The sequence below is a fragment of the Streptomyces violaceus genome (assembly GCF_036014075.1).
Lineage (GTDB): Bacteria > Actinomycetota > Actinomycetes > Streptomycetales > Streptomycetaceae > Streptomyces > Streptomyces violaceus.
Window position 1 is genome coordinate 2,772,537 of the sequence record NZ_CP107911.1, and the last position, 16,876, is coordinate 2,789,412.

The 16,876-nt window shown below is 70.3% G+C and carries 12 protein-coding genes; 7 read left to right on the plus strand and 5 right to left on the minus strand.

Annotated elements, in window-relative coordinates; translation table 11 throughout:
• The first annotated feature begins 87 nt into the window (after window positions 1–87).
• Window positions 88–828, plus strand: a complete 741-nt coding sequence (locus OG542_RS12250; protein WP_328410610.1) for a helix-turn-helix domain-containing protein — start codon at window positions 88–90, stop codon at window positions 826–828.
• A gap of 52 nt (window positions 829–880) precedes the next feature.
• On the opposite strand, the gene OG542_RS12255 is transcribed toward OG542_RS12250, so the two are convergent.
• Window positions 881–1,906, minus strand: a complete 1,026-nt coding sequence (locus OG542_RS12255) for an ATP-dependent 6-phosphofructokinase (RefSeq protein ID WP_184590344.1) — start codon at window positions 1,904–1,906, stop codon at window positions 881–883.
• A 277-nt stretch (window positions 1,907–2,183) separates the two neighbouring features.
• Here OG542_RS12255 and pta point away from each other — a divergent pair, with 277 nt between their 5' ends.
• From pta to OG542_RS12280, 5 genes are all read left to right on the plus strand, one after another.
• Window positions 2,184–4,340 carry a phosphate acetyltransferase gene (gene pta, locus OG542_RS12260; RefSeq protein WP_328410612.1) on the plus strand — a complete coding sequence of 719 codons (2,157 nt, stop codon included), beginning with the start codon at window positions 2,184–2,186 and terminating at the stop codon, window positions 4,338–4,340.
• Entirely contained in the window at window positions 4,337–5,551 is a 1,215-nt protein-coding gene (locus OG542_RS12265) for an acetate kinase (protein WP_328410614.1), read from the plus strand. The genes pta and OG542_RS12265 overlap by 4 nt, the downstream gene beginning before the upstream one ends.
• A gap of 74 nt (window positions 5,552–5,625) precedes the next feature.
• Window positions 5,626–7,053, plus strand: coding sequence for a pyruvate kinase (gene pyk, locus OG542_RS12270; RefSeq protein ID WP_328410616.1), 1,428 nt, complete (start codon window positions 5,626–5,628; stop codon window positions 7,051–7,053).
• Between the two features lie 313 nt (window positions 7,054–7,366).
• A complete protein-coding gene (locus tag OG542_RS12275) occupies window positions 7,367–11,185 on the plus strand; it encodes a hypothetical protein (RefSeq protein ID WP_328410618.1) in 3,819 nt (1,272 codons plus the stop codon).
• Window positions 11,175–11,543, plus strand: a complete 369-nt coding sequence (locus tag OG542_RS12280; RefSeq protein ID WP_311127797.1) for a hypothetical protein — start codon at window positions 11,175–11,177, stop codon at window positions 11,541–11,543. Before OG542_RS12275 ends, OG542_RS12280 begins: the two co-directional genes overlap by 11 nt.
• A gap of 104 nt (window positions 11,544–11,647) precedes the next feature.
• Here OG542_RS12280 and OG542_RS12285 read toward each other — a convergent pair whose 3' ends face one another.
• From OG542_RS12285 to OG542_RS12300, 4 genes are all read right to left on the minus strand, one after another.
• Window positions 11,648–12,988 carry a hypothetical protein gene (locus tag OG542_RS12285; protein ID WP_328410621.1) on the minus strand — a complete coding sequence of 447 codons (1,341 nt, stop codon included), beginning with the start codon at window positions 12,986–12,988 and terminating at the stop codon, window positions 11,648–11,650.
• Window positions 12,978–13,562 (minus strand): DUF6114 domain-containing protein, encoded by a 585-nt coding sequence (locus OG542_RS12290; protein WP_328410623.1) that lies wholly within the window; start codon window positions 13,560–13,562, stop codon window positions 12,978–12,980. Before OG542_RS12290 ends, OG542_RS12285 begins: the two co-directional genes overlap by 11 nt.
• Window positions 13,563–13,752: 190 nt before the next feature.
• Entirely contained in the window at window positions 13,753–14,397 is a 645-nt protein-coding gene (locus tag OG542_RS12295) for a DUF6230 family protein (RefSeq protein WP_189723272.1), read from the minus strand.
• Between the two features lie 622 nt (window positions 14,398–15,019).
• A complete protein-coding gene (locus tag OG542_RS12300; RefSeq protein ID WP_328410626.1) occupies window positions 15,020–15,994 on the minus strand; it encodes a tetratricopeptide repeat protein in 975 nt (324 codons plus the stop codon).
• A gap of 233 nt (window positions 15,995–16,227) precedes the next feature.
• On the opposite strand from OG542_RS12300, the gene OG542_RS12305 reads away from it, so the two are divergent.
• Window positions 16,228–16,836 (plus strand): TetR/AcrR family transcriptional regulator, encoded by a 609-nt coding sequence (locus OG542_RS12305; RefSeq protein ID WP_311127792.1) that lies wholly within the window; start codon window positions 16,228–16,230, stop codon window positions 16,834–16,836.
• Window positions 16,837–16,876 lie beyond the last annotated feature (40 nt).

The window sequence follows — 16,876 nt, forward strand, 5'->3', positions numbered from 1 at the left end:
CCGCCGGTAGCCGTAGTTTCCTACAATCCGTGATCCTGGCCGAACAGACCGTAGTCAGCGCAGCCCCGTCCCCCTAGCTTGTGGCGCGTGCGCCGACCTTCAGCCCGCCCGAGCCAGCCCGCTCCCACTCCCCCTCCGCAGACCGCCCCCACGACCCCGCCCTTCAACGCTCCGGCCGCCCGCCGCCTGCGCGCGGCCCTCGGCATGACGCCCGAGCACGTCGCCCACGGCATGCGCGTCTCGTACGGACACCCCCGCATCACCCCGGACCACGTCATCGACTGGGAGCGCGGGGCCTCGGCCCCGTCGAACTCCGAACTCACCGCTCTCGCGGGCGTGTTGTGGTGCTCACCCGGCGAACTCATCGGCAGACCCCGTACCCTGCGCGAGCACCGCATCGCCCGCTGCCTCGCCCCCGAGGACGTGGCCCGGGCCGTGGGACACGAGGTCCACGCGTATCTGCGCATGGAGGAGACGGACACCTGGCGCGGCACGGACCGCCAGTCCGGCGCCCTCGCCGACGTGCTCGGCCTGGGCCTCGCCGACTTCGTCACCGTCACGGGCCGGAACGCCAGGCTCGGCGAACTGCTGCGCAGCGCGGTCAGCACCCGCTGGCAGGCCTACGTACGCCCGGTGGCCAAACTCGTACCCCTGGACCGGCCGTTCCTGGAGGGCGCCCTGCGGGCGCTGCACGAGGACTACCAGGGCCACATGGCCGCCACCCTGAGCTGGGGCGGCGGCAGCGGCGACGCGGGCGGCGCCGCCCGCGACTTCCTCGACCGGATCGTCGAGCACTTCTGGACGAGAATCCAGGAAAGCCCCGTCTAGAACCCGGTCTGGAACACCGATGGAACCCGGTCTGGAACCGATGGAAGCCGGCCTAGAACACCGACTCGGCCTCGTCCATCCGGTCCTTCGGCACCGTCTTCAGCTCGGTCACCGCCTCCGCGAGCGGCACCATCACGATGTCCGTCCCGCGCAGCGCGGTCATCCGGCCGAACCGGCCCTGATGCGCCGCCTCCACAGCGTGCCAGCCGAACCGCGTGGCGAGCACCCGGTCGTACGCGGTCGGTGAGCCGCCGCGCTGGACGTGGCCGAGAATGACCGGCTTGGCCTCCTTGCCGAGGCGCCTCTCCAGCTCATGGGCGAGTGCCGCGCCGATGCCCTGGAAGCGCTCGTGGCCGAACTTGTCGATCGCGCCCTTGCCGTAGTCCATGGTGCCGTCGGCGGGGTGGGCGCCCTCGGCGACGCAGACGACCGCGAACTTCTTGCCCCGGGCGAAGCGCTCCTCGACCATCTTGACGAGATCAGCCGGATCGAAGGGACGCTCCGGCAGACAGATGCCGTGCGCACCCGCCGCCATGCCGGACTCCAGCGCGATCCACCCGGCGTGCCGGCCCATGACCTCCACCACCATCACCCGCTGGTGGGACTCGGCGGTCGTCTTCAGACGGTCCATCGCCTCGGTGGCGACCCCCACCGCCGTGTCGAAGCCGAAGGTGCGGTCCGTGGAGGAGATGTCGTTGTCGATCGTCTTCGGGACGCCCACGACGGGCAGGCCCGCGTCACTCAGCATGCGCGCTGCCGTCAGCGTGCCCTCGCCGCCGATCGGGATCAGCGCGTCGATGCCGAACTCGTGGATCATGTCGGAGGCGTTCTCGCAGGCCTCCCGGAGCCGGTCGCGTTCCAGCCTGGACGATCCCAGGATCGTGCCGCCGCGGGCCAGGATGCCGCTGACCGCGTTCAGGTCGAGGGCGCGGTAGCGGCCGTCCAGCAGGCCCGAGTAACCGTCCTCGAAGCCGATGACCTCGTCGCCGTAGTTGTCGACCGCCCGGTGCACGACCGAGCGGATCACGGCGTTCAGGCCGGGGCAGTCGCCGCCTGCGGTGAGAACTCCGATACGCATCGTGCTGTGTCTCCTGCTCGCTGTTGACACCGGTGAGCTTCTGTCGATTGTTTCACGCTCCCCGGCCCTGCGGGGTACCCGACTCTGACGGGCGCCTTATCCATCGGCGGAGGTACTGTCAAGGCGGTTCCGCTCACCTCGATGGGCGATTTTTCGACGTCCCGCAGACATCCCGCAGAGACATCGCGAAACAGACACCCCGAAGAGACACCCCGAAGAGATACCCCGCAGAGACATCCCACAGAGACATGCCACCGAGACGAAACGGAGAGCGCGCGTGACCCGCAGCGTGTACGTGACCGGCATCGACCGCGGCGACGGCCGCCAGGTCGTCGAACTGGGGGTCATGGAGCTCCTCACCCGGCAGGTCGACCGGGTCGGCGTCTTCCGCCCCCTCGTCCACGACGGGCCCGACCGTCTCTTCGAGCTGCTGCGCGCCCGCTACCGGCTCGCCCAGGACGCGGCGACCGTCTACGGCATGGACTACCACGAGGCGTCCGCCCTCCAGGCCGAGGCCGGCACGGACGAGCTGGTGTCCACGCTCGTCGAACGGTTCCACCGGGTGGCCCGCGAGTACGACGTGGTCCTGGTCCTCGGAACCGACTTCGCCGGCACCCAGCTCCCGGACGAGCTGTCGCTCAACGCCCGGCTGGCGAACGAGTTCGGCGCGTCCGTGATCCCGGTCGTGGGCGGCCGCAAGCAGACCGTCGAGTCGGTGCTCGCCGAGACGCGCAACGCCTACCGGGCCTACGACACGCTGGGCTGCGACGTCCTGGCCATGGTCACCAACCGGGTCGCCCGCGAGGACCGCGACGAGATCGCCCGCCGGCTCGACTCCCGGCTCCCCGCACCCTGTTACGTCCTGCCCGACGAGCCCGCGCTGTCCGCCCCGACCGTCTCGCAGATCAGCCACGCGCTCGGCGGCAGAGTGGTGCTCGGCGACGACTCGGGGCTCGCCCGGGACGTGCTCGGCTTCGTCTTCGGCGGTGCGATGCTGCCGAACTTCCTCGGTGCCCTGACCCCGGGCTGCCTCGTCGTCACCCCGGGCGACCGGGCCGACCTGGTCGTCGGCGCGCTCGCCGCGCACAGCGCCGGCACCCCGCCGATAGCCGGCGTGCTGCTCACCCTGGACGAGGTGCCCGGCGCCGACATCCTCACCCTCGCCGACCGCCTCGCGCCGGGCACCCCGGTGCTGTCGGTGGCCGGCACCAGCTTCCCCACCGCCGAGCAGCTCTTCTCCCTGGAGGGGAAGCTGAACGCGGCCACCCCGCGCAAGGCGGAGCGGGCACTCGGCCTGTTCGAGCGGTTCACCGACACCGGCGAGCTCACGCGCCGGGTCTCCGCGCCCAGCAGCGACCGCGTCACGCCGATGATGTTCGAGCACAAGCTGCTGGAGCAGGCCCGCTCCGACCTGCGCCGCGTGGTGCTGCCCGAGGGCACCGAGGAGCGGGTGCTGCACGCCGCCGAGGTGCTGCTGCGCCGGGGCGTGTGCGAGCTGACCCTGCTCGGCCCGGTCGACCGGATCCGCAAGAAGGCCGCCGACCTGGGCATCGACCTCGGCGAGTCCCAGCTGATCGACCCGGCCACCTCCGACCTGCGCGACTCCTTCGCCGAGCAGTACGCGGCCCTGCGTGCCCACCGGGGCGTCACCGTGGAGCTGGCGTACGACGTGGTCTCCGACGTGAACTACTTCGGCACGCTGATGGTCCAGGAGGGCCTCGCCGACGGCATGGTGTCGGGCTCGGTGCACTCCACGGCCGCGACCATCCGCCCGGCGTTCGAGATCATCAAGACCAGGCCGGACGCCGACATCGTCTCGTCCGTGTTCTTCATGTGCCTGGCCGACAAGGTCCTCGTCTACGGCGACTGCGCGGTCAACCCCGACCCGAACGCCGAGCAGCTCGCGGACATCGCCATGCAGTCGGCGACCACGGCGGAGCGGTTCGGCGTGGAGCCGCGCATCGCGATGCTGTCGTACTCCACCGGCACGTCCGGCTCCGGTGCCGACGTCGACAAGGTGCGCGAGGCGACCGAGATCGTGCGCACGCGCCGGCCCGATCTGAAGATCGAGGGCCCGATCCAGTACGACGCCGCCGTCGAGCCGTCGGTCGCGGCGACCAAGCTGCCCGGCTCCGAGGTCGCCGGGCAGGCCAGCGTGCTGATCTTCCCCGACCTGAACACCGGCAACAACACCTACAAGGCCGTGCAGCGCTCGGCCGGCGCGATCGCCGTCGGCCCGGTGCTCCAGGGCCTGCGCAAGCCGGTCAACGACCTGTCCCGGGGCGCCCTCGTCCAGGACATCGTCAACACCGTCGCCATCACGGCGATCCAGGCCCAGTCCCCGTCCCCGTCCCCGTCCCCGTCCCCGTCCCCGTCCCCGTCCCCGTCCCCGTCCCCGTCCCCGTCCCCGAGTGAGAAGGCAACCGCCCAGTGAGTCCGTCCCGTGTCCTCGTCCTGAACTCCGGCTCCTCGTCGCTGAAGTACCAGCTGCTCGACATGGGCGACAGCCGCCGGCTGGCGGTGGGTCTTGTCGAACGTATCGGTGAGCAGTCCTCCCGGCTCAAGCACACCCCGGCGGGCGGCGAGAGCCGGGAGCGCGGCGGGGCGATCGCCGACCACGACGCCGCCCTGAAGGCCGTCGCCGAGGAGCTCGCCAAGGACGGCCTCGGACTGGACTCGCCGGAACTGGCCGCGATCGGGCACCGGGTGGTGCACGGCGGGAAGTCCTTCACCGAGCCGACCGTCGTCGACGACGACGTGCTCGCCGAGATCGAGCGGCTCATCCCGGTGGCCCCGCTGCACAACCCGGCCAACCTCACCGGGATCCGCACCGCCCAGGCGCTGCGGCCCGACCTGCCGCAGGTCGCCGTCTTCGACACCGCGTTCCACACGACCATGCCGGAGTCGGCCGCCCGCTACGCGATCGACGTGCAGACGGCCGACGAGCACCGCGTCCGGCGCTACGGCTTCCACGGCACCTCGCACGCCTACGTCTCCCGGGCCACCGCCGAGCTGCTGGGCAAGGACCCTGCCGAGACGAACGTGATCGTGCTGCACCTGGGCAACGGGGCGTCCGCCTCGGCCGTGCGGGGCGGTCGTTGCGTGGACACCTCCATGGGACTGACGCCTTTGGAGGGGCTCGTGATGGGTACGCGCTCCGGAGACATGGACCCGGCCGTCATCTTCCATTTGATGCGTGTTGGTGGAATGTCCGCCGACGAGATCGACACTCTTCTCAACAAGAAGAGCGGTCTGATCGGTCTGTGCGGCGACAACGACATGCGGGAGATCCGCCGTCGCGTCGACGAGGGCGACGAGCAGGCGGAGCTGGCGTTCGACATCTACATTCACCGCCTGAAGAAGTACATCGGCGCCTATTACGCCGTGCTGGGACGGGTGGATGCGGTCGCCTTCACCGCCGGTGTCGGCGAGAACGCGGCTCCCGTGCGGGAGGCCGCCCTGGCGGGCCTGGAGGAGCTGGGCCTGGCCGTGGACGGCGAGCGCAACGCCGTGCGCGGTGACGAGGCGCGGCTGATCTCGCCCGAGGGCTCCCGGGTGGCGGTGGCGGTGGTGCCTACTGACGAGGAATTGGAGATCGCGACGCAGACCTACGCGCTGGTAATTGGTTCGGGGAATCACACCTGAGCGGCATCCCGCCCTTTTGTATTTTCCGCCAGACGGAATATTCCGTTGCGAAACAAACCGATAGGATCGCCCCCATGCGCCGTTCGAAAATCGTCTGTACTCTCGGCCCCGCGGTCGACTCCCACGAGCAGCTTGTCGCGCTGATCGAGGTCGGCATGAACGTGGCCCGCTTCAACTTCAGCCACGGCTCGCACACCGAGCACCAGGGCCGGTACGACCGGGTCCGTGCCGCCGCCAAGGAGACCGGCCGGGCCATCGGGGTCCTCGCCGACCTCCAGGGCCCCAAGATCCGCCTGGAGACCTTCGCCGAGGGTCCCGTGGAGCTGGTGCGCGGTGACGAGTTCACCATCACCACCGAGGACGTCCCGGGCGACAAGACGATCTGCGGGACGACCTACAAGGGCCTGCCCGGCGACGTGACCAAGGGCGACCAGATCCTGATCAACGACGGCAACGTCGAGCTGAAGGTCACCGAGGTCGAGGGCCCCCGGGTGAAGACGATCGTCATCGAGGGCGGCGTCATCTCCGACCACAAGGGCATCAACCTGCCCGGCGCGGCCGTCAACGTGCCGGCGCTGAGCGAGAAGGACATCGACGACCTCCGCTTCGCGCTGCGCATGGGCTGCGACCTGGTCGCGCTGTCCTTCGTCCGTGACGCCAAGGACGTCCAGGACGTGCACCGCATCATGGACGAGGAGGGCCGCCGCGTCCCGGTCGTCGCCAAGGTGGAGAAGCCGCAGGCGGTGCAGAACATGGAGGACGTCGTGATGGCGTTCGACGGCGTGATGGTCGCGCGTGGTGACCTCGCCGTCGAGTACCCGCTCGAGAAGGTCCCCATGGTGCAGAAGCGCCTGATCGAGCTGTGCCGGCGCAACGCCAAGCCGGTGATCGTGGCGACCCAGATGATGGAGTCGATGATCACCAACTCCCGTCCGACCCGCGCCGAGGCCTCCGACGTGGCCAACGCGATCCTGGACGGCGCCGACGCGGTCATGCTGTCCGCCGAGTCGAGCGTGGGCGCGTACCCGATCGAGACGGTCAAGACGATGTCGAAGATCGTCACCGCGGCCGAGCAGGAGCTGATGTCCAAGGGGCTGCAGCCGCTCGTCCCGGGCAAGAAGCCGCGTACGCAGGGCGGTTCGGTGGCCCGCGCCGCGTGCGAGATCGCCGACTTCCTCGGCGGCCGGGGCCTGGTGGCCTTCACCCAGTCCGGCGACACCGCCCGCCGCCTGTCCCGCTACCGCGCGCAGCAGCCGATTATCGCCTTCACCACCGACGAGGGCACCCGCAACCAGATGGCGCTGAGCTGGGGTGTCGAGCCGTACGTGGTGCCGTTCGTGAACAGCACCGACGAGATGGTCGACCTCGTGGAGCAGGAGCTGGTCAAGCTGAACCGCTTCAACGACGGCGACATCGTGGTCATCACCGCCGGTTCGCCCCCCGGCGTCCCCGGCACGACCAACATGGTCCGCGTCCATCACCTGGGCGAATCCAAGTCCTGAACCGGAAAGGGCCGCGAAGGCCCCTGAACGGCACCGAGGGCGCCCCCTGGTATCCAGGGGGCGCCCTCGTCTTGCACGTGGCCATTGCCACTGAAAATCCCTCTATCCCTCTTCCGTTTCCTGTGTAATTCTTGTGAAGCCCTTGGGGAGAGGGTGCGGGGGAGCGTGCCTGACCAGCGCGCGAGCATATCCGTCCAACATGGACATCTCCTGACGGAAGTCACCTGCCGGCAGTCCGACCACGGCTGCCGCGCAGCCATGTCCGCCTGCCCTCCTCCTGGGTCGACCATTCATCCAGCAGACAGGCGACGACATGCGAAGAGCCCTGCGCTCAAGGGGGTTAGCCGGCACCGCACTGGTGGCGGCCTCCGCCGTACTGACGGGACTGGTGTACGCGGCACCCGCCCGGGCCGACGAGCCGGCCGAGGACCCGGACGCCGGACAGTTCCGCATCAGTCTCGGGGTGGACGCCCGGACGAACCGGTGCGTGGCCGGTACGGCACTGCACATCGGCGGCCCCGCCCTCAAGGCCGCGGCCGCCAAGGCCCTCAACGGCACCGACACCGAACTCACCGGGGCCCTGGAAGGGCACCAGGTGGGCCTCGGCACCCTCGGGGACGCCCGCAGCAAGGACAACGACGGCGTCATCGACTACCTGGACCAGTCCCGCAAGCGCAAGACGCGCTGGGAGACGGCCAACAAGATCTACGCGCAGACGGGCTGGTCCTCGGGCACCGAGTACCACGCTCCCGAGTTCGACGCGGACGTCGTAGCCTTCACACTCGGTCCGCAACGGGACCTGTACGGCAGGCTCGGACAGGACGGCCGCAGCGTGCCCACCAAGGCCTCGGTCGACCAGGCGAAGAAGGTCGCCGCCGACATCAAGGGCCAGGACGACTGGAACGACTTCGCGGCCGACGCGATGTTCGGGGACACCGAGGTCCGCGGCCCCTACAACTGGACCACCGCCAGCGATGTCGCGTCCTTCCTGCGCCACGGCGGTTTCGTCACCAAGCCGCTGGAGGAGGGCTCGGCCGAGTACCGCATGGAGGTCGAGGCCCTCAAGGTCGCCTGGGGCGGCTGCGACAGCTACAACCCCGTCGACGCCCGGCGGATCCTCACCCCGGCGGTCGTGACGGCACATCAGGAGTGGGAGACGGAGTACGCCGCGCAGGCCAAGCCCCGGGCCACCGTCATGGCCGCCGAGGCGACCGCGTCGGCCGAGGCCCGCAAGGCCACCGAGGCGATGATCGAGTCCATCGGGCAGGCGTGGCTGGCCGAGCAGATCCTGCTGTGGCAGAAGTACTGGGCGGGCCAGCCCAAGGACAACATCCACCGGCCCAAGGCAGCGGTGTTCACCCAGGCCAAGGCGGACCTGGCCAACGCCCAGAAGCGGGCCGCGGACCAGCTGACGCTGGCCAACAAGGCGGTGGCCGCCGCCAAGACGGCCTCCGGACAGGCCACCACGGCGCAGAACGACGCGTACGCCATCGCTGACGCGGCCAAGACGCCCCGCGGCCGGGGGCTGCTGTACACCCAGCAGTCGGTGCAGGTCGCCAAGGCCTCGTACGCAGCGGCCCAGGCGGCGGCGAAGGCCACCCAGACCGCGGTGAACGCCGCCAAGGCCACGGTTGCCGACAGCAAGGCGCTGTTCGCGCTCTCCCAGACCCAGGCGCACGCCATCAACACCGAGTTCCGGCGCATCGCCGCACAGGAGGCCGCCGCCCAGGCGAAGGCGGCCCGGGTGTCCGCGGACGCGCTGGCCAAGGAGGCCGCGGCCAACGCCACGAAGGCGAAGAACGCCCAGGCGACGGCCGAGGCGGCCGAGGAGACGGCCCGCGTCGCGGCGGGGACCGCCAAGGCGCAGCGCGCCAAGGCCGAGCAGGAGAAGGCCGTCGCCGCGAAGGAGCGTAAGACCGCGGCCGGCGAACGTGCCAAGGCGCAGGCGGCCGAGCAGCGCGCGGCCAACGAGCGCGAGACGGCCGGGTCCGCGCGCACCAAGGCGGAGGAAGCCGCCAGGACGGCCGACAAGCAACTCGGTGTGGCGCTCCTCGCCGAGGGCAAAGCCGCCGCCGCACGCGAGAAGGCCGAGCAGGCGGAGCGCGACAAGAAGGCCACCGCCGCCCGAGCCGCCGCCCTGGAGTCGGCCGCCGCGGCGGCCGTCGGCACCAGCGCCGCGGGCGAGACCCGGGAGGCGGCCACCGCCGCCCGAGCCGCCGCCGACGACGCGGCCTCCGCAGCCACCCGGGCGAACACCGCCGCCGGCGAGGCGAGCACCGCGGCGCAGAACGCCCGCGCCGCCGCCACCCGTGCCGATGCCGCGGCGCAGCGCTCCCGCGCGGCCGCCGACAAGGCGTGGTCGGCCTATCAGACGGCCGCCGCCGCGGGCGCCATCGCGCACGCCGCTGCCGCCGAGGCCATCGACGCCTCCGAGGCCGCGTCGGCGAACGCCGCCAAGGCCGAGCAGGAGGCCAAGAAAGCCCAGACCGCCGCCCTGGAGGCGAGGCAGGAGGCCGAAGCGGCCCGCACCGAGGCCGCCAAGACCAGGGCCTGGGCGGCCGTGACCGCCGGACACGCGTACGCGGCCGGCCAGGCGGCCTCCGCGGCCCGCGACTCGGCCACCGAGGTGATCAAGCCCGCCAACGAGGCCATCGCCATCGGAACTCCGTACAAGGAAACCGACAGTTCGGCCGCGTTCGCGGTGCTCGTCGGCCAGACTTCCAAGCCGATCGCGGAGCGGCAGGCCGCCGCGGCCGACGCCAAGGCCAAGGCGGCGGCCAAGGCCGCGGCCGACGCCAAGGCGCTGGCCGACAAGGCGGCCGGCGACGCCAAGCTCGCCGCGCAGGCGGCAGCGGCAGCGGCGGCCGACGCGGCGGCCGCCCTCAAGTCCGCGGCAGCCGCCCGGGCTTCGGCTGCGGAGGCGGCCGAAGCCGCCGAAGCGGCGAAGAAGGCCGACGCCAGGACCAGCGAGTACGTCGCCCAGGCAGGCACGGACTGGTTCTACGCCGACAGCGCCGCCCGTGACGCCTCGAGCGAGGCCGCCGCGGCGAACAACGAGGCCACCGAGGCCGAGAAGAGCGCCGTGAACGCCCGCGCCTCCGCCGACGCCGCCACCCGCGACGCCGGCGCCGCGGACTCGGCGGCCACCCAGGCCGAGGGGGACGCCGACACCGCGGAGAAGTCCGCGGCCAACGCCAACGAGGACGCGAAGGCGGCCGACGCCGCGGCCGACCGCGCCGAGGCCGAGTTCCTCAAGGAGCAGGAGGAAGCCCGCGAGGCGGCGATGGAGGGCCCCAAGCCCGACGCGGGGCCGGACCTCACCCAGGACGAGGAGGCCCTGCTCCTCGCCCAGTGCGGCCAGTCCTGCGTGGACGAATTCCGCAAGGCCAAGCAACTCCTGGCCATGGACGTCATCGACTGGGTGGTCGCCAACGGCGGCCAGATCCTCCTCGACGAGCTGGGCTACGACGACGCCAAGAAGTGCTTCACCAAGCGCGACGTCGAGGGCTGCCTGTGGACGCTGGTCAACGTCATCCTCGTCGGCGCGGCCGTCACCAAGGTTCCGGCGGTGGCCAAGGCGATCTACCGGGTCAGCAGCGGCATCCACTCCTTCTGGGAAGGCCTGGACAAGGCCAAGGACACCATGGACCGGCTCCGTACGGTCCTGGACCGGGTCAAGAAGGGCCAGAGCGCCGTAGCGTGCCTCGTTCCGATCGCCGAGGGCGCCGCCGCCCAGCGGGCCGCGTTCCACGGTGCCTCCGCGAAGGCCGGGGCACTCTCCGTCACGCCCGCCGGCAAGGCCCCGACTGCCGCCTCCGCCGGCAAGCCGAAGATCTGCGTGACCTCGGCGCTCGGCAAGAACAGCAGGCTCGCCAAGCTCGCCGAGAAATCCACGAAGAACCAGGCCGTGCAGCGCGAGATGAACCAGCTCATCAACAAGCTCATGGACGGCAACGACCAGCCGGGCAGGGGCTCCAAGGCGCTGTCACACGGCATCCGGTACCTTCGGGGCGACGCTGGCGCACGGCTCTTCTTCCGCGAGGTCGACGGTGGCTTCGAGATCATCGGTAAGTCCGACAAACCCAACGAGCCGAACGTCATCAAGGAGCTGCTGAAGATCTATGGCTCATGAGCCACTGGTGACCGTGGAGACGGCCGACTTCTCCGTCACCTATGTACTCGCCCTGGATGACGACGCCGACACCGTCGAGGACGTCGACGCGGTCATCCGCGCCCGTGGCGGCAAGGGGTGGACCGCGACGTTCATGACCCTTCGGAAGATCGCCGAGGTGATGGACGACCGGTCCACCACCGGCGAGTGCGCCGACGGCCTGTACCTGCGGATCCCCGACCTCGTGATCGTCCGTGAAGGCGGTCTGGACGCCATGACCAGAGCCCTGGTCGACCTCTTCGGCGAGTACGGCATGGACACCGACGTCCTGCCGCGCTTCGACGACGACGAAGAGGACGAGGAAGGCGAGGACGACTGACCCTGGGCACCCGCCCATCGGCAGAAAACGCGTCTGTGCCCCGCCGGGTCGAACCCGGCGGGGCACAGTCTGTTGCGGCTCCCGGAGAGGCCTCGGAGGCGGCGTCAGTCGGTGATGTACTGATGCAAGCCCGGCACGGTCAGCGTGCCGCCGAACTGGCCGGCCTGGGTGACCTTCACGTTGGTGAAGTAGATCTCCGGGAGGTTCAGGGGCGGCGGGTGCTCGGGGTCGAACGTGAGCGGGACCAGCCCGAGCAGGTTGCCCGAGATCTTCTCCGTGTACATCACCGTCTTGCCGTCGGTGATCGTGGACGTCGACCCCTTGGCCGCCTGGACGTGGTGAGTCTTGCCGGACTGCTTGTCCGTGACGAGCTGGTGCAGGTCCCCGATCTCGGTGCCCTTGGAGATGACGAACTTCAGGACCTTCTTGGTGGCACCACTCGCCGTCTTCACCTGCACGATGCCCTGGTAGTCGGCGCCATGCAGCTTCAGGGAGCTGGCCTCCAGGCGCCAGGGCTCGTCGGGCACGAGGAGCTCGTTGTCCACCCCGCCCTCGGCGTCCGTGGCGGCCGGGCAGTCCTCGGGGTCCACGGAGGGGCTCGCGGACGGGCTGGGAGAGGCGGTGGCCTTCCCCGCCGCGTCCTCGGCCGCCTTCTCGACGGCCTTGGTCGTGTCCCCGGCCGCCTTCGACGCCGCGTCCGTCGTGTCCTTGACGGTGTCCTCGACCGTGTCGGTCGTCTTCTTGACGGCGTCGGACGCGTCGTCCGCGCTCGTGTCCGAGGACGTCTCAGTGTCCTCGGCCTTGCTCGTGTCCCCGGACGGCGAGGCGGACGCGGAGGGCGTCGGGCTCGGGCTCTCGGTGGACTTGCCGCCGTTGAAGATGCCGCCGATCGCGTCGCCGATGTCCTCGAGGACGTTGCCGCCGCTCTCGGACGGCGACGGGCTGGGTGTCGCCTCGTCGTCCTCGCCCGACGTCCCCTCGGATGCCGAAGGGGTCGGGGTGGGCTCGGTCGTGTCGCCCTTGTCGTCGGAACCTGAATCCGACGAAGAGGACGAGTCGTCCTTGTCCGCACCCGCGTCCGAGCCGGCGGAGGCCGAGGGAGCCGGCTCGGCCGTGCCCTTGTCCTCGTCGCCCGCGGCCTCGCTCTCGCTCGCCGAGGGCGACGGGGAGGCGCCGTCCTTGTCCTTCTCCATCGCCGCGAGGCAGTCCTTGTACTCGTCGGCCTTCAGGCTGTTTGAGGTCGACGGCTGCTCGTCGGCGAGGGCGAGCGTCGGGGTGAATCCCATGCCCATGAGGACCGCGGTGGGCATCGCCGCCATGGCTATCGCCTTGCCGGCCGGCATCTGGAACCGGGTGAAGAGCGGCTTCTTGGGAGCCGCGTGACGTGGCCCCGTTCTCGCCTTCGCCTGGGCGGCGGGAGAACCGTCGCGGTGGTCAGCCGACACGATACCCCCCGTTGCGGGCCTCGGACTTGACGCCGTCCGCCGGGCCGCTGTCGCCGGTGCCGTACGGAAGGCGCGTCTCACCGGGCTCGCCGGCCGCGCTCTCGGGAGCGGGCTCCACGGCTCCTTCTCCCGTCGGGCCCTGACCGGCCGCCCGAGGCCCCTTCCCCGTGTCCTCCGTCTTGCCCGGCACCCAGGCGACGGCGAGGGCGCCGCCGAGCATCGCCAGCAGGAAGCCGATGAGGAAGCCTCCGATGTTGGAGACCACCAGCGACACCAGGGCGAGGATGATGGCCGCGACACCGGCGAAGACCCGCGTCGCATGCTGGAACCACATGGTCAGGCCCAGTGTGATCAGCAGGACCCCGATGATGAGGGAGCCGGCACCCGCGGTGGTCGCCATGGTGAGCGACATGGTCCCCAACTTGAGTGTGGCGTAGGGGAAGTAGGCGATCGGCACCCCGCCGAGGATGGTGAACAGGCCTGCCCAGAACGGCCGGGTGCCCCGCCAGTCACGGAATCGCCGACGCAACCGGGCGAAAGTCCCGGCGCTCTGGACCGGAGTCTCGGCACTCATGGAAAACAGCTCCCTCGGTCCGATGAAGGTACGTACCGGCTCGGCCCTAGGCGTGTGGAGAAGCCGGAAAGTCTAAGTCTGTGTGGTGGCCCAGCACAGGGCCGGGCCCGAGGGACGGGGAAGCGACGGCCTCCCCGCCCCTCGAAGGGGACGGGTCAGCCGCCCCCGGACACCCGTGGGACGGAGGCTGTCAGTAGCACTCCATGCCCTTGTCCATGCCGAGCTTCATCGACAGGCCGCTCAGCTTGAACGTGCCCGCCGTGGTCGCCCACGCCGTCTGCTTGACGCCGTAGAGGTCGGCCTCTCTGGCCTGCTGAGCGAAGCCGCCCGGCAGCGTGGTCTTGGTGTCCTTGACCGCAGGACCACGGGTCTTGTCCTTGACCGCGACGCCGATGTCGATGTCCTTGAACTCCGCGTCGGCGTCGAGCTGGGCGACGTCGATGTAGAGGTTCTCGGCCTTGACCGGCTTCTTGGCGTCGTTGCCCGCCTCAAGACGGAGGTAGACCGTCTTGCCTATGAGGGGGATCGGCGTCGCGACGGACTGGCACATCTTGCTGATCGTCGCGTCGTCGAACGACGAGATCGCGACGGGAACCTGCGTCTTCTTCTCACCGTCGGTCGAGGTGTAGACGCTGTCGATTCCGCCGTACTGAGCGAAACCCTCACCGTGCAGGTGACTGGCCGACACCTTGAACTGCTGCCCGGAAACGCTGAACGACGCGGCCAGCGCACCCTGCGCCAGTCCGACACCCACACATGCCGCAGCGGCGACGCTGGGCACCATCACCACAGCGAACCGCTTCCATCTGGTCCCGCCACGCACCTGGGACTCCATATTTCCTCCTTCTCGGACGTACATCTCCTGTCCTGGCTCGCCCCGAATAGCGGCTCAGCCGGGCAGGGATGGGAGAAGTGCTACGTCCTCGGGAAGGAGAGCGCCTGCACTCGGCGGCGCAACTCGCGCCCGAATCACCGGCGATCACCCCCGAGCGACAACCACTGGTCGCGCCTGACACGCATCACGCACAACCCTGCTGGACAGGCTTCGCCGGATGGGCGAAGACCCCCCTGTCCAAGAGCCGGCGCCACTGCCGCCGGCTCTGCTCGGTGGGGACCCAGGACGTCCCGCGACCCAACCGGCTGCCGGGGTACGGGAATGGACCGAGCGTGGCCGATCGTGGTGCATTCTCGCCGCCCGCACAAGGGGGTTCGTTACTGGCTAGTAACGGCCGGATAACCGAACAACGACCCATCGGTCTCGGCCGACGACACAGGGTGGCCCTCACCGGCAGTACAAAGCTGTTGATCGATGGACAGAAACCGACAGATCAACGCCCGCGACTTACTCGTAGTAACAGCGGCCGCGATTACCAAGTTTTGGTAAAGCGCGGCCGCAGTGACGTTCCGTGGGCAAATCTTTCACGTGGGCACCACAAGCCCGCGTGTTTAACGACTGGTCAGAACAGGGCGCGCGCCAGGGCCCTGCGTGCCGCGATCACCCGCGGGTCCTCGGGCCCGACCACCTCGAACAGCTCCAGCAGCCGCATCCGCAGGGTGTCCCGGTCGTCACCCACCGTGCGCGACACGGTCTCGATGAGCCGGCCGAAGGCGTCCTCGACATGGCCGCCCACCAGATCCAGGTCGGCTGCGGCGATCTGCGCCTGCACATCGGCCGGCTTGTCGGCCGCGTCCTTGCGCACCTGCTGCGGGTCGACGCCCTGCACCCGCTGGAGCAACTCGGCCTGGGCGAGACCCAGTTTGGCCTCCTCGTTGCCCGGGTCCTCGTTCAGTACGTTCTTGTACGCCTGGATGGCACCGCTCAGATCACCCGAGTCCAGCGCCTGTACGGCGGCCTCGAGGAGCGCGTCGTACGGGCCGGCCGGACGCTCGGGAGCCGCCGGGGCGCCGCCCGCCACGGCGTCGGGGTCGACGGTGAGGCCGGTCAGGCCGAAGCGCTGCTCGGCGACCTGCACGAGCTGGTCCAGGGTTCCCCGGATCTGCTCCTCGCCCGCGGCCCCCTGGAAGAGCGGCAGGGCCTGCCCCGCGACGACCGCGAACACCGCGGGGATCCCCTGGATGCCGAACTGCTGCATCAGCATCTGGTTGGCGTCGACGTCGATCTTGGCGAGCAGGAAACGGCCGTTGTACTCGACGGCCAGCCGCTCCAGGAGCGGGCTCAGCTGCTTGCAGGGCTGACACCACTCGGCCCAGAAGTCGATGACGACGGGTACTTCGGCGGACCGCTGCAGGACGTCGTTCTCGAACCCCGCCTCATCGACGTCGATGACGAGATCGGCCGGGGAGATTCCCCCCGTACCGCCGTCCCGGGCGGCTTGGGCACGTGCCTGCTCCGCCTTCGCCTTGGCCTCCTGGGCCGCCTTCACCGCGGCGAGGTCGACGACTCCGCTCATGGACATGTTCCGTGGCTGCATGCGTCTATCCTCCCCCGTACTGCGCGCGCGTGTGAAAAACGGCGTGATAGCCGGGCTGGTCGGGTCCCGTTCGGCGCCGGGTCCCCACCCCGCGCCATGTCGCCGAAGCCCGTGTACGTCCTTCACGGGCTTTCGCTACGAGACGTAGCGTAACGCCACGCCGGACCGCCGGACCACCACCCCCCGGTGATCTCCCTCACGGCCACACAGGAACCGCCGGTTATGGTCATGGCATGCAGAGCCGCAGCCCAGCCAGCCGCACGGGGCGCCCGCGCAGCGCCGCGGCGGACGCCGCGATCCTGGCCGCCACGCGGGCGGCACTGGTGGAACTGGGCTGGTCCAAACTCACCCTGGGAGACGTCGCAACTCGCGCCGGGGTTGCGAAGACGACCCTTTATCGCCGCTGGGCGGGCAAGAACGAGCTGGTCGTCGACGCGGTGGCGGAGCTCTTCGACGAGCTGGAGCTGCCGGACAGCGGCTCGCTGGCCGCGGACATCGAGGGCGTCGTCCTCCAGTTCGCCACGATCCTGGCCCGCCCGGAGGCGAAGAGCGGTCTGATGGCGGTGGTCTCGGAGGCCACCCGCGACGACGCCCTGCGCGAACGCATTCGCGAGTCGGTCGTCGAGCGCCAGAAACGACTGGTCCTGGCGGGTCGCTCCCGGGCCCAGGCGAGAGGCGAGCTGCCCCCCGAGCCGGACGCGGAAACAGCGGCACGCACGGCAGACCTGATCTTCGACATGGTCGCGGGAGCGGTGGTCCACCGCACCCTGGTCAGCGCGGAACCGGCGGACGAGGAATGGGTCCGCAGCTTCACACGGGTGCTCCTGCAGGGCCTTGCCTAGCCGCTTAGCTGCCTAGCTGCCTAGCTGCGGGCAATCGCGC